Annotated in this window: 10 protein-coding genes and 1 tRNA gene; 8 read left to right on the top strand and 3 right to left on the bottom strand. The window is 69.3% G+C overall.

Features of this window, described 5'->3' with window-relative positions:
* Nucleotides 1-3 precede the first annotated feature (3 nt).
* The gene (locus AVS7_RS07770; RefSeq protein WP_020227874.1) at nucleotides 4-942 is read right to left on the bottom strand and encodes a LysR family transcriptional regulator; all 939 of its coding nucleotides are present in this window, start codon (nucleotides 940-942) and stop codon (nucleotides 4-6) included.
* Nucleotides 943-1,172: 230 nt separating this feature from the next.
* Here AVS7_RS07770 and AVS7_RS07765 point away from each other — a divergent pair, with 230 nt between their 5' ends.
* The 5 genes from AVS7_RS07765 to AVS7_RS07750 all read left to right on the top strand — a co-directional run bounded on the left by AVS7_RS07765 (nucleotide 1,173) and on the right by AVS7_RS07750 (nucleotide 5,703).
* Nucleotides 1,173-3,371, top strand: a complete 2,199-nt coding sequence (locus tag AVS7_RS07765) for a malate synthase G (protein ID WP_020227873.1) — start codon at nucleotides 1,173-1,175, stop codon at nucleotides 3,369-3,371.
* Between the two features lie 147 nt (nucleotides 3,372-3,518).
* The gene (locus AVS7_RS23565; RefSeq protein WP_369799087.1) at nucleotides 3,519-3,701 is read left to right on the top strand and encodes a cysteine-rich CWC family protein; all 183 of its coding nucleotides are present in this window, start codon (nucleotides 3,519-3,521) and stop codon (nucleotides 3,699-3,701) included.
* Nucleotides 3,677-3,865 carry a 4-oxalocrotonate tautomerase gene (locus AVS7_RS07760; protein WP_020227871.1) on the top strand — a complete coding sequence of 63 codons (189 nt, stop codon included), beginning with the start codon at nucleotides 3,677-3,679 and terminating at the stop codon, nucleotides 3,863-3,865. Before AVS7_RS23565 ends, AVS7_RS07760 begins: the two co-directional genes overlap by 25 nt.
* 19 nt (nucleotides 3,866-3,884) lie before the next feature.
* Nucleotides 3,885-4,652 carry a class II glutamine amidotransferase gene (locus AVS7_RS07755; protein ID WP_020227870.1) on the top strand — a complete coding sequence of 256 codons (768 nt, stop codon included), beginning with the start codon at nucleotides 3,885-3,887 and terminating at the stop codon, nucleotides 4,650-4,652.
* A 25-nt stretch (nucleotides 4,653-4,677) separates the two neighbouring features.
* Nucleotides 4,678-5,703 (top strand): Ldh family oxidoreductase, encoded by a 1,026-nt coding sequence (locus tag AVS7_RS07750; RefSeq protein WP_020227869.1) that lies wholly within the window; start codon nucleotides 4,678-4,680, stop codon nucleotides 5,701-5,703.
* 57 nt (nucleotides 5,704-5,760) lie between these two features.
* Here AVS7_RS07750 and AVS7_RS07745 read toward each other — a convergent pair.
* Nucleotides 5,761-5,836 (bottom strand) — tRNA-Arg (locus AVS7_RS07745).
* 67 nt (nucleotides 5,837-5,903) lie between these two features.
* Nucleotides 5,904-6,524 (bottom strand): TetR family transcriptional regulator, encoded by a 621-nt coding sequence (locus AVS7_RS07740; protein WP_020227868.1) that lies wholly within the window; start codon nucleotides 6,522-6,524, stop codon nucleotides 5,904-5,906.
* Between the two features lie 169 nt (nucleotides 6,525-6,693).
* On the opposite strand from AVS7_RS07740, the gene AVS7_RS07735 reads away from it, so the two are divergent.
* Genes AVS7_RS07735 through AVS7_RS07725 form a run of 3 tightly spaced genes read left to right on the top strand, consistent with a single transcriptional unit; the run spans nucleotide 6,694 to nucleotide 12,617 of the window.
* On the top strand, nucleotides 6,694-7,968 hold the full coding sequence (locus AVS7_RS07735; RefSeq protein ID WP_024001138.1) for an efflux RND transporter periplasmic adaptor subunit: 1,275 nt from the start codon (nucleotides 6,694-6,696) through the stop codon (nucleotides 7,966-7,968).
* A 25-nt stretch (nucleotides 7,969-7,993) separates the two neighbouring features.
* The gene (locus tag AVS7_RS07730; RefSeq protein WP_020227866.1) at nucleotides 7,994-11,140 is read left to right on the top strand and encodes an efflux RND transporter permease subunit; all 3,147 of its coding nucleotides are present in this window, start codon (nucleotides 7,994-7,996) and stop codon (nucleotides 11,138-11,140) included.
* 22 nt (nucleotides 11,141-11,162) lie between these two features.
* Entirely contained in the window at nucleotides 11,163-12,617 is a 1,455-nt protein-coding gene (locus tag AVS7_RS07725) for an efflux transporter outer membrane subunit (protein WP_020227865.1), read from the top strand.
* Nucleotides 12,618-12,678: the final 61 nt, after the last annotated feature.

Below are 12,678 nucleotides of genomic sequence, written 5' to 3'. Positions count from 1 at the left end.
TCTTCAATGGTCCGCCGGCCGCGCCCAGAACTCCGGCTGCGCGTAATGGTGCCGCAGGTATTCGATCCACAGCCGCACGCGCAGCGGCAGGTGCTTGCGCTGCGGGAAGACCACGTAGATGCCGTTGGGCGGCGCGGCGAAGTCTTCGAGCACGGCCACGAGCCGGCCGGCCGCGACCTCGGTCTCCACCTCCCAGGTGCTGCGCCAGGCGATGCCCCAGCCGCCCATGCACCAATCGTGCAGCACCTGGCCGTCCGAGCAGTCCAGCGGCCCGCCGGGCTTGAAATGCAAGACCTCGCAGGCGCCGCCGCCGCCCGCGACGGGCACGCGAAAGGCCCAGCCGCGCGTCTGCGAGGCGTCGCTGGAGAGGGTGAGGCAGTCGTGCTGGCTCAGCTCGCCCGGGTGCAGGGGCGTGCCCCGGCGCTCCAGGTACTGCGGCGTGGCGACGCACAGGCGCCGGTTGTCGGCCATGCGCACGCTGACCAGCGAGGAGTCGGGCAGGTCACCCACACGCACGGCGCAGTCGTAGCCCTCGCCAGCCATGTCCACCACGCGGTCGCTCAGGTTGAGCGAGATGGTCACGTCCGGGTGCAGGTCGCGAAAGCGCGGCACCAGCGGCGCGACGTGGCGCCGCCCGAAGCCCGCAGGCGCGGTGATGCGCAGGTGCCCCGTGGCCTTCACGCCGCCGGCGGAGACGCTGGCCTCGGCGTTCGCCACGTCGGCCAGCAGGCGCTGGCAATCCTCCAGGAAGGCACTGCCCTCGTGCGTGAGGCTGATGCGCCGCGTGGTGCGCACGAGCAGCTTCACGCCCAGGTGCTCCTCCAGCGCATCCAGCCGCCGGCCCATGATGGCGGGCGCCACACCTTCGGCCTTGGCGGCAGCGGTCAGGCTGCCCTTGGTGGCCACGGAGACGAAGGACTCGAAGGCTTTGAGTTTGTCCATGGGTGCGTTTCAAGCCGAATCGGCCTCCAGCGCTTGCCCATCAAGCGCTGGCAGCTATCAATTTTGCAATATCCTGGAGCGAAGACCGCAGTGTCGCCAATCTTTGCAAAAAAGTCATTGGTTTAGAGATATTCGCGCAATTTATTAATGGAAATATTTCTAATACAGTGGCCCTCAAGGCCCGCTGCCCGGGCCACGGCTTTGTCAATTCACCGCTAGGGGGTTTTCCCATGACCGCACGTACCCAAGTCCACGGCCTGCAGGTGGCCAACGAACTGCACACTTTCATCAACGAGCAGGTGCTGCCCGGCACCGGCGTGGACAGCGCCGCGTTCTGGAAGGGCTTCGACGCCATCGTGGCCGACCTCGCGCCCAAGAACGCCGCCCTGCTGGCCGAGCGCGACCGGCTGCAGAAGGAACTGGACACCTGGCACCAGGCCAACCCCGGCCCGATCAAGGACATGGCGGGCTACCGCAACTTCCTCACGCGCATCGGCTACCTGGTGGAGCCGCCCAAGGGCGCACAGGCCACCACGGCCAACGTGGATGCCGAGCTGGCGATCCAGGCCGGCCCGCAGCTGGTGGTGCCGATCCTGAACGCGCGCTATGCGCTGAACGCCGCCAACGCGCGCTGGGGCTCGCTGTATGACGCGCTCTACGGCACCGACGTGATCGGCGAGGAAGGCGGCGCGGAGAAGGGCAAGGGCTACAACCCGGTGCGCGGCGACAAGGTGATCGCGTTCGCGCGCGACTTCCTCGACCAGGCCGCACCGCTCGCCAGCGGCTCGCACAAGGACGCCACAGGCTACAAGGTGGAGGGCGGCAAGCTGGCCGTCGCGCTCAAGGACGGCTCCGCCACCGGCCTGAAAGACGCCGCGCAGTTCGTGGGCTACCAGGGCGACGCCGCCGCGCCCTCCTCCGTGCTGCTGGTGCACAACGGCCTGCACATCGACATCCGCATCGACAAGAACACGCCCATCGGCAAGACCGACGCGGCGGGCGTGGCCGACGTAGTGGTGGAAGCGGCCCTGTCCACCATCCTCGACCTGGAGGACTCCGTGGCCGCCGTCGATGCCGAGGACAAGGTGCTGGGCTACGGCAACTGGCTGGGCATCCTCAAGGGCACGCTGACCGAGTCGTTCGACAAGGGCGGCAAGACCGTCACGCGCGGCCTGAACGCCGACCGCGAATACACGGGCGCCGACGGCAAGCCCGTGAAGCTGCACGGCCGCTCGCTGATGTTCGTGCGCAACGTGGGCCACCTGATGACCAACCCCGCGATCCTCTGGGGCGCGGAAGGCAAGGAAATCCCCGAGGGCATCCTGGACGCCGTGGTCACCACCGCCATCGCCGTCCACGACCTGAAGGGCAATGGCGCGGGCGGCATCAAGAACAGCCGCACCGGCAGCGTCTACATCGTCAAGCCCAAGATGCACGGCCCGGCCGAAGTCGCCTTCGCCAACGAGCTGTTCAGCCGCGTGGAGCAGGTGCTGGGATTGAGCGCCAACACCGTGAAGCTGGGCATCATGGACGAGGAGCGCCGCACCTCGGTCAACCTCAAGGCCTGCATCGCCGCCGCCCCGGCGCGCGTGGCGTTCATCAACACCGGCTTCCTCGACCGCACGGGCGACGAGATGCACACCGCCATGCAGGCCGGCCCGATGATCCGCAAGGGCGACATGAAGACCAGCGCCTGGATCCAGGCGTACGAGAAGAACAACGTGCTGGTGGGCCTGTCGATGGGCCTGCGCGGCAAGGCGCAGATCGGCAAGGGCATGTGGGCCATGCCCGACCTGATGAAGGCCATGCTGGAGCAGAAGATCGCCCATCCCAAGGCCGGCGCCAACACTGCCTGGGTGCCCAGCCCCACGGGCGCGACGCTGCACGCGCTGCACTACCACCAGGTGAAGGTGAGCGACATCCAGGCCGAGCTGGAAAAGACCGACGCCGACGCCGAGCGCGACAACCTGCTGACCGGCCTGCTCACCGTGCCCGTGAGTGCCAACCCGAGCTGGAGCGACGCCGAGAAGCAGCAGGAGCTGGACAACAACATCCAGGGCATCCTGGGCTACGTGGTGCGCTGGGTGGACCAGGGCGTGGGCTGCTCCAAGGTGCCCGACATCCACGACGTGGGCCTGATGGAAGACCGCGCCACGCTGCGCATCTCCGCCCAGCACGTGGCCAACTGGCTGCTGCACGGCGTGGTGACCGAAGCCCAGGTGCGCGAGACCTTCGAGCGCATGGCCGCCAAGGTGGACCAGCAGAACGCGGGCGACGCGCTCTACCAGAAGATGGCCGGGCGCTTCAGCGAATCCGCCGCGTACCAGGCCGCGTGCGAGCTGGTGTTCAAGGGCGTGGAGCAGCCCAGCGGCTACACCGAGCCGCTGCTGCACGCCTGGCGCCTGAAGGTCAAGGCTGGTCAAATTTGATAGCTGCCTGCGCTTGATACACAAGCGCTGGAGGCCGATTTGACTCATAACGGCGCCTGCGGGCGCCGTTGTGTTTCCTACACTGGGCACATGACCGCCATCGACACCACGCGCTGCCCGCTCTGCGGCCAGTCCAACGCCTGCGCCATCACGGCGGGGCTGCCCGCCGGGGAATGCTGGTGCATGGCGCAGCCGGTCTCCCGCGCGGCGCTGGCGCGCGTGCCGCCCGATCAGCGCGGCCGCGCGTGCCTCTGCCCGCGCTGTGCCGCCGATATGATTCCCGATCCCCATCCACAGGAGCCCCCATGCCCACCTACCACATCGAAATGATGGAAGGCCGCACCGTCGAACAGAAGCGCAAGCTGGCCGAAGAGATCACCCGCGTCAGCGTCGAAGTCCTGGGCGGCTCGCCCGAATCGGTGGACATCCTCATCACCGACGTGAAGCGCGAGAACTGGGCCACGGGCGGCAAGCTCTGGCTCGACCGCACGTAAGGAACCGAGGCGCCGCCCCATGTGCCAGTTGCTCGGCATGAATGCCAACACCCCGACGGACGTGACCTTCAGCTTCCGCGGGTTCGCGCAGCGCGCGGGCAACACCGCCGACCACACCGACGGCTGGGGCATCGCCTTCTTCGAGGGGCGCGGCCTGCGCCACTTCGTCGACCACGAGCGCGCCGTGGATTCCCCCGTGGCCGAGCTGATCCGCCGCTACCCCATCAAGAGCCGCAACGTCATCGCCCACATCCGCAAGGCCACGCAAGGCGTGGTCACGCTGGAGAACTGCCACCCCTTCGTGCGCGAACTCTGGGGCCGCTACTGGGTGTTCGCGCACAACGGCGACCTGAAAGATTTCCGCCCGCGCCTGCACGCGCACTTCCACCCCGTGGGCACCACGGACAGCGAGCATGTGTTCTGCTGGATCATGCAGGAGCTCTCGAAGTCCCACGCGGGCATGCCGAGCATCGACGAGCTGACGCTCACGCTGCGCGAGCTGGCCGCGCGCATCGCGCCGCACGGCACGTTCAACTTCCTGCTCTCCAACGGCCAGGCGCTGTGGGCGCACGCCTCCACGCACCTGTACTACATCGAACGCCGCCACCCTTTCGCGCAGGCGCAGCTGTGCGACGAAGACCTGTGCGTGGACTTCTCCAGCCACACCACGCCGGCCGACAAGGTGGCCGTGGTGGTCACGGCACCGCTCACGTCCAACGAACAGTGGACCGCCTTCCAGTCGGGAGAGATGCGCGTGTTCGTGGACGGCGCGTGCCACGCGGTCTGACGCCGCCCCACCCTCACCCATCCACATGACCTCCACCTCCACCGATTCCGTGCGCATCCCCCTCGCAGAGCTGCAGGACCTCGCGTGCCGCGTGCTGCTGCGCCAGGGCCTGTCGCGGCCCCATGCCGAGGCCATGGCCCGCACCGTCGTGGCCGGGCAGCGCGACGACTGCCAGTCGCACGGCGTCTACCGCCTCGTCACCTGCGCCCAGACCATCCGCGCCGGCAAGGTGGATCTGCAGGCCGAGCCGGTGGTCGCGGCCACCGGCGGGGCCGTGGTGCAGGTCGATGCACGCTACGGCTTTTCTCCGCTGGCCTTCGAACGCGGCCTGCCCGCGCTGGTGGAGGCCGCGCGCACCCAGGGCGTCGGCGCGCTGGTCATCCGCCACTGCTTCCATTTTTCCGCGCTGTGGCCGGAGGTCGAAGCCGTCACCGGCCATGGCCTGGCCGCGCTCGCGCTCACGCCCAGCCACGCCTGGGTGGCCCCCGCCGGCGGGCGCCAGCCGGTGTTCGGCACCAACCCCATCGCCTTCGGATGGCCGCGCCCGGGGCCGCATCCGTTCGTCTTCGACTTCGCCACCAGCGCCATCGCCCGCGGCGACCTTGAACTGCACCGCCGCGCCGGCACGCCGCTGCCCGATGGCTGCGGCGTCGATGCCCAGGGCCGGCCCAGCACCGATCCCGTCGCCGTAGCGCAGGGCGCCATGCTGGCCTTCGGCGGCCACAAGGGCTCGGCGCTGTCGGCCATGGTCGAGCTGATGGCCGGGGCGCTGATCGGGGACTGGATGAGCCAGGAATCGCTGGCCTTCGACGAGGGCGCGGGCGCCGCGCCCTGCCATGGCGAACTGGTGCTGGCCTTCGACCCCGCCCGCCTCAGCGGCGGCGACCCCGCCGCGCACCAGCAGCGCGCCGAGCAGCTGTTCGCCGCCATCACCGGCCAGGGCGCGCGCCTGCCTTCGCAGCGGCGCTACGCGGCGCGCCAGCGCAGCCTGGCCGAAGGCGCGGCGGTGCCGCGTGCGCTGTACGAGGAAATCCTGGCCCTGGCAGGCTGAAACGGCCGAGCCCGCACGGACGCGGGCTCGCAGGATGGTTTGCCAACAGGGGGAATGTGGCGCGGCTGGCGGGGATCGAACCCACGACCCTTGGCTTCGGAGGCCAATACTCTATCCACTGAGCTACAGCCGCTGGCAGAGATTCGCGCAGCTGCCCTGGGCGGGCAGTGCGGACAAGCTGGGCATTATCGCACGGCGTACTACACCCGAAAGCCAAGCCCGCGCAGGTAGGCCTCGATCGCCGCCAGGCCGGTCGCCCGCAGGTCGAAGTCCGCGTTGCCGAGGATCCACGACTGCAGCAGGCCATCGAACAGGGCGTGCAAGCCCCGCGCCGCCGCGGCAATGTCCATGGGCAGCGCCAGCGCCGCTTCCTCGGCCGCGAGGCGCAGGTCCTGCTCCACCAGGGCCTGGAAGCGCGCGTGTGCGGCCAGGTGCCGCTCGCGCACGCCGCTGAGCTCGCTGACGTATTCCACGCGGTACATCGCGATCTCGAAGACGCGCCGCGCGTGCGCGTTGCTTTCGATGATGCCGAGCAGCCGCTCGACCACGGAGCGCAGCCGCAGCAACGGCGCCTGAGGCGCCAGCGCCTCGCCGGCGTTGCAGGCCTCCTCGAGCGGCAGGGTGACGCGGTCCATCATCGCGTTGAACAGGTCCACCTTGTCCTTGAAGTGCCAATAGATGGCGCCCCGCGTGGCGCCTGCCGCCTGGGCGATCTCGTTGAGCGATGCGCGCGCCACGCCCTTTTCGTAGAAAACGAGTTCGGCGGCGTCCAGCAGGCCATTGCGCGTAGCATCTGCGTCTTCCTTGGTGCGTCGTGCCATGGCGGGTCTCCCGGAAAAAGCGCTGCAGCCATCACTGCAGCCGATCCGCAATTATACATTCATGGATGTATATATAATGCCCTCCCTTGTGCAACTGTCACTCGACGATGCGAGCATTTCGCACCTGCCCGTCACGGCACCCAACGCATCTGCCAGCCAAAGGACTCCCATGCCCCGTTTGAACAACGAGAAAGCCCGCCCTGTCAGCCGCTTCCAGCGCCCCCCGGCGACGGCGCTGTCGATCGTCCTCGCCGCCGTGCTCGCGCTCAGCGCCTGCGGCAAGAAGGACGCGGCCCCCGCAGGCGCGGGCGGACCGCCACCGGCACCGGAAGTGGGCGTCGTCACCGTGCAGCCGGGCGACGTGGGCCTGGTGACCGAGCTGCCGGGCCGGCTGGAGGCCTCGCGCGTCGCCGAGGTGCGCGCACGCGCCGCAGGCATCGTGCAAAAGCGCCTGTTCAACGAGGGAAGCGACGTGAAAGCCGGCCAGAAGCTGTTCCAGATCGACAGCGCGCCCTACCAGGCCACCGTGGCCCAGGCGCAGGCCAGCGTGGCCCAGGCCGAGGCCAACCTGGTGCAGAGCCGGGCGCTGGCCGAGCGCTACCGCCCCCTGGTGGCGGTGAACGCCATCAGCAAGCAGGAATACGACAACGCCGTGGCCGCGCAGAAGACGGCCGAGGCCAACGTGGCGGCCGCCAAGGCCGCCGTGACGACGGCCAACATCAACCTGGGCTACGCCTCCGTCACCGCGCCCATTTCCGGGCGCATCGGCCGCGCGCTGGTGACCGAGGGCGCGCTGGTCGGCCAGGGCACCGCGACCGAGCTCGCGGTGATCCAGCAGATCGACCCGCTCTACATCAACTTCACGCAGTCGGCGGCCGATGCGCTCAAGCTGCGCAAGGCCATGGCCGGCGGCAAATACAAGCAGGCCGGCGCCAACGCCGCGAACGTGAGCGTGGTGCTGGAAGACGGCAGCGTCTACCAGCACCAGGGCCGCCTGCTGTTCACCGACCTCACGGTGGACCCGACCAGCGGCCAAGTCACGCTGCGCGCCGAGGTGCCCAACCCCGAGCGCGCACTACTGCCCGGCCTGTACGTGCGCGTGCGCCTGGAACAGGCGCAGGTGGCCGGCGGCATCCTGCTGCCGCAGCAGGCGGTCACGCGCTCCGGCCAGACCGATACGGTGATGGTGGTGGGCGAAGGCGGCAACGTCGCGCCGCGCCCCGTCAAGCTCGGCCCCAGCCAGGGCTCGAACTGGGTGGTGCTCGACGGCCTGAAGGCCGGCGAACAGGTGATGGTCGACGGCTTCCAGAAGCTGCCGCGCGGCAAGCCCGGCGATCCGGTCGTGGTCAAGCCCGTGCCGTGGCAGGGCAACGGCGGCGCCAAGGCGCCTGCCGCTCCCGCCTCCGCCGCCAGCCCGGGCGATGCCGCGCCGGCCAAGCAATAAGAAATAAGAACCAGGAGCGCGGCACATGGCCAAGTTCTTCATCGAGCGCCCCATCTTCGCGTGGGTGATCGCAATCTTCATCATGGTGATCGGCGCCGTCTCGATCACCCAGCTGCCCATCGCGCAGTACCCCGCCGTGGCGCCGCCGACCATCCAGGTGTCGGTGGCCTACCCCGGCGCCACCGCCCAGACGCTGGAGGACTCGGTGCTCGCCGTCATCGAGCGCGAGATGAACGGCTCGCCGGGCCTGGCCTACATGGAAGCCACGGCCCAGGCCAACGGCACGGGCTCGATCGTGCTGAGCTTCGAGCCGGGCACCAACGACGACCTGGCGCAGGTCGATGTGCAAAACCGCCTCTCGCGCGCCACCCCGCGCCTGCCGGCGGCCGTGGTGCAGCAGGGCGTGCGCGTCGAGAAGTCGCGCTCGAACTTCCTGCTGTTCTCCATGCTCACGTCCGAGACGCCCGACGTGTCCATCGACGCGCTCAACGACTACGCCGCGCGCAACGTCGTGCCCGAGCTGCAGCGCCTGCCGGGCGTGGGCTCGGTCACGCAGTTCGGCTCCGAGCGCGCGATGCGCGTCTGGATCGACCCGGCCAAGCTCAAGGGCTTCAACCTGTCGCAAGACCAGGTGGGCGCTGCCATCCGTGCGCAGAACCTGCAGGTGTCCGCCGGCAACCTGGGCGACCTGCCCAGCGCCGAGGGGCAGACGACGACGGCCACCATCGTGGTGCAGGGCCAGCTCTCCACCACCGAGCAGTTCGGCAACATCGTGCTGCGCGCCAACACCGACGGCTCCACCGTGCGGCTGCGCGACGTGGCACGCATCGAGCTGGGCGCGCAGAGCTACAGCACCAGCGCGCGTCTGAACGGCGCTCCCGCCGTGGGCATGGGCGTGCAGCTCACCCCCACGGCCAACGCACTGGCCACGGCCAAGGCCGTGAAGGCCAAGCTGGCCGACCTGCAGCGGTACTACCCGCAGGGCGTGAAGTCCACCATTCCGTACGACACCTCGGTGTTCGTGTCGGTGTCCATCGAGAAGGTGGTGCACACGTTGCTCGAAGCCGTGGCGCTGGTGTTCCTGGTGATGTTCCTGTTCCTGCAGAACTTCCGCTACACCATCATCCCGACCATCGTGGTGCCCGTGGCGCTGCTGGGCACGTTCGGCGCGCTGCTGGCGATGGGCTTCTCGATCAACGTGCTGACCATGTTCGGCATGGTGCTGGTGATCGGCATCGTGGTGGACGACGCCATCGTGGTGGTCGAGAACGTCGAGCGCATCATGAGCGAGGAAGGCCTGCCGCCGCTGCAGGCCACGCGCAAGGCCATGGGCCAGATCTCTGGCGCCATCGTCGGCGTGACCGTGGTGCTGATCTCGGTGTTCGTGCCGCTGGCGTTCTTCGCGGGCTCCACGGGCAACATCTACCGCCAGTTCGCGGCCACCATGGCCACGTCGATCGCGTTCTCCGCGTTCCTGGCGCTGTCGCTCACGCCGGCCCTGTGCGGCACGCTGCTCAAGCCCGTCTCCGGGGACCACCACGAGAAGAAGGGCTTCTTCGGCTGGTTCAACCGCGGGTTCAAGAGCACCACGCACCGCTACGAGTCGGGCCTGAGCAAGCTGGTGCGCCGCGGCGGACGCATGGCGGTCATCTACGCGGCACTGGTCGGCGCCGTCGCCATCGTCTACACGCGCCTGCCCACCTCGTTCCTGCCCAACGAAGACCAGGGCTACCTGATCACCAACATCCAGCTGCCCGCGGGCGCATCGCTGGAGCGCACGCGCGCGGCGCTGACGCAGGTCGAGCAGTTCGCCCTGAAGCAGCCCGAGGTGAACAACATCGTCACGGTGGCGGGCTTCTCGTTCTCGGGCCAGGGCCAGAACGCGGGCCTGGCGTTCATGACGCTCAAGGACTGGAGCGAGCGTGCCGGCGCCGAACATTCGGCCAGCGCCATCGCGGGCCGCGCCATGGGCGCGCTCGCGGGCTACCGCGACGCGTTCATCTTCGCGCTGAGCCCGCCGCCCATCCCCGAGCTGGGCACCGCCACGGGCTTCACCTTCCGCCTGCAGGACCGGGGCTCCAAGGGTCACGACGCGCTCGTGGGCGCGCGCAACCAGCTGCTCGGCATGGCCGCGCAGAGCAAGGTGCTCGCCGGCGTGCGCCCCGACGGCATGGAGGATGCGCCGCAGATGCAGATCGACATCGACCGCGACAAGGCCAACGCCCTGGGCGTGTCGTTCGACGCGATCAGCAGCGCGCTGTCCACGGCGCTCGGCTCGTCGTACATCAACGACTTCCCGAACCAGGGCCGCCTGCAGCGCGTCGTGGTGCAGGCCGACGCGCATGCGCGCATGCAGCCCGAGGCCGTGCTCGACCTGCCCGTGCTCAACAGCAAGGGCCAGGTGGTGCCGCTGTCCACGTTCGCGTCCACGCGCTGGATCACCGGCGCCATGCAGACCGTGCGCTACAACGGCTACCCCTCGATGAAGATCGCAGGCGACGCCGCCCCCGGCTTCAGCACGGGCGACGCGATGGCCGAGATGGAGCGCCTCGCGGCCCAGCTGCCCGAAGGCTTCGGCTTCGAATGGACGGGCCAGTCGCGCGAGGAAAAGCTGGCTGGCTCGCAGGCCATGGTGCTGTACGCGTTCTCGCTGCTGGCCGTGTTCCTGTGCCTGGCCGCGCTCTACGAGAGCTGGTCCATCCCGTTCTCGGTGCTGCTGGTGGTGCCGCTGGGCGTGCTGGGCGTGCTGCTGGCCACGCTGCTGCGCGGCATGTCCAACGACGTGTACTTCCAGATCGGCCTGGTGACCATCATCGGACTGTCGGCGAAGAACGCCATCCTGATCATCGAGTTCGCCAAGGACCTGCAGGCCTCGGGCAAGAACGTGATCGATGCGGCGCTGGAGGCGGCCCACCTGCGCTTCCGCCCCATCATCATGACCTCGCTGGCCTTCACGCTGGGCGTGCTGCCGCTGTTCCTGGCCACGGGCGCCAGCTCGGCCAGCCAGCGTGCCATCGGCACCGGCGTGATCGGAGGCATGATCACCGGCACCCTGCTGGCCGTGATCTTCGTGCCCGTGTTCTTCGTGGTGGTGCGCAGCTTCTTCAAGGGCAGCGAGCGCCAGCGCGAGCACGACGCCAAGCAGGCCCTGCAGCACCGCAGCGAGGCATGACATGCAGGCCGGAGAACCACACATGCACAAGCACCACACTGTCCAAGCGCGCCGCGCGCGCGCCCTCTCCCCCCTGATGGCAGCGGCGCTGCTGGCGGGCTGCAGCTTCATCCCCACCTACGAGCGCCCCGCTGCGCCTGTGCCGCAGGCCTATGCGCTGGCCGGCGCCGATGTGCCGGCCACGGCCCGCGCCGCCGCGGACATCGACTGGAAGGAATACTTCAGCGACCCGCGTCTGCAGCGCCTCATCGGCGTCGCCCTGGGCAACAACCGCGACCTGCGCGTGGCCATGCTCAACGTGGAGCAGGCGCGCGCGCAGTTCCAGATCCAGCGCGCGGGGCAGTACCCCACGGTGAACGCCATCGCCAGCGGCACGCGCCAGCCCAGCACCGCCACGGGCGAATACACCAACCTGTTCCAGGTCGGCCTGGGCATCACCGCCTGGGAGATCGACTTCTTCGGCCGCATCGCGGCCCTCAAGGAACAGGCGCTGGCCCAGTACCTGGCCACCGAGGAAGCGCGCAAGTCGGCGCAGATCAGCCTGGTGGCCGCCGTGGCCTCCGGCTGGCTCACGCTGATGGCGGACGAGGAGCTGCTGGACATCTCCCGCCGCACCCTGGCCACGCGCGAGGAGTCGGTCAAGCTCACGCGCCTGCGCCTGGAAAACGGCGTGAGTTCCGAGCTGGACAACAGCCAGGCGCTGAGCCTCGCGCAGGCCGCGCGCGCCACCTATGCGCAGCAGCAGCGCCAGCGCATGCTGGACGAGAACGCCCTGGTCCTGCTGCTGGGCCAAGCGCTGCCCGACGACATCCGCGCCAGCCTGCCTTCGGCGCGCCTGGCCGAGGCCGTGCCCATGCAGCCGCTGCCCGCGGGCCTGCCCTCGGACCTGCTGGTGCGCCGCCCGGACATCCGCATGGCCGAGCAGCAGTTGATCGGCGCCAATGCCAACATCGGCGCGGCGCGCGCGGCGTTCTTCCCGCGCGTGTCGCTCACGGCGCAGTTCGGCACGGTGAGCGACGAGCTGTCGGGCCTGTTCAAGGGTGGCTCCTGGGCCTTTTCGCTCGCGCCGCAGCTGGCGCTGCCGCTCTTCGATGCCGGCCGCAACCAGGCCAACCTGGAAGCCGCGCGCGCAGGGCGCGAGATCGCCGTGGCGCAGTACGAGAAGTCCATCCAGACGGCCTTCCGCGAAGTCTCCGACGCGCTGGCCGGCCAGGCCACGCTGCAGGAACAGCTGGACGCGCAGCGCGCGCAGGTCCAGTCCGACGCCAAGCGGCTGGAGCTGTCCGACCTGCGCTACCGCAACGGCGTGGCGAGCTACCTGGACCTGCTGGACGCCCAGCGCTCCCTGTTCGCCACCGAGCAGTCGCTGGTGCTCACGCGGCTGCAGCAGCTGCAGAACCAGGTCGTCCTCTACAAGGTCCTCGGCGGCGGGTGGACGGAACAAGCCGTGCAAGAGAACGCCACACCGCGTTCCTGATGCAGCGCAAGGTGGGGCGCCTGCCTGTTTTCCCCAACGGGCGGGCGCGGGAGCGCCTCCT

Source organism: Acidovorax sp. MR-S7 (assembly GCF_000400995.2).
GTDB lineage: Bacteria > Pseudomonadota > Gammaproteobacteria > Burkholderiales > Burkholderiaceae_C > MR-S7.
The sequence above is the reverse complement of the archived record's forward strand: the minus strand, read 5'-3'. Positions and strand labels throughout refer to the sequence as shown.

Excerpts from the sequence above, each read along its gene's own strand:
- AVS7_RS07735 (WP_024001138.1), top strand. The coding sequence starts at position 6,694 with ATGCCCCGTTTGAACAACGAGAAAGCCCGCCCTGTCAGCCGCTTCCAG.
- AVS7_RS07770 (WP_020227874.1), bottom strand. The coding sequence starts at position 942 with ATGGACAAACTCAAAGCCTTCGAGTCCTTCGTCTCCGTGGCCACCAAG.
- AVS7_RS07725 (WP_020227865.1), top strand. The coding sequence starts at position 11,163 with ATGCACAAGCACCACACTGTCCAAGCGCGCCGCGCGCGCGCCCTCTCC.
- AVS7_RS07740 (WP_020227868.1), bottom strand. The coding sequence starts at position 6,524 with ATGGCACGACGCACCAAGGAAGACGCAGATGCTACGCGCAATGGCCTG.
- AVS7_RS07750 (WP_020227869.1), top strand. The coding sequence starts at position 4,678 with ATGACCTCCACCTCCACCGATTCCGTGCGCATCCCCCTCGCAGAGCTG.
- AVS7_RS07765 (WP_020227873.1), top strand. The coding sequence starts at position 1,173 with ATGACCGCACGTACCCAAGTCCACGGCCTGCAGGTGGCCAACGAACTG.
- AVS7_RS07760 (WP_020227871.1), top strand. The coding sequence starts at position 3,677 with ATGCCCACCTACCACATCGAAATGATGGAAGGCCGCACCGTCGAACAG.
- AVS7_RS07755 (WP_020227870.1), top strand. The coding sequence starts at position 3,885 with ATGTGCCAGTTGCTCGGCATGAATGCCAACACCCCGACGGACGTGACC.
- AVS7_RS07730 (WP_020227866.1), top strand. The coding sequence starts at position 7,994 with ATGGCCAAGTTCTTCATCGAGCGCCCCATCTTCGCGTGGGTGATCGCA.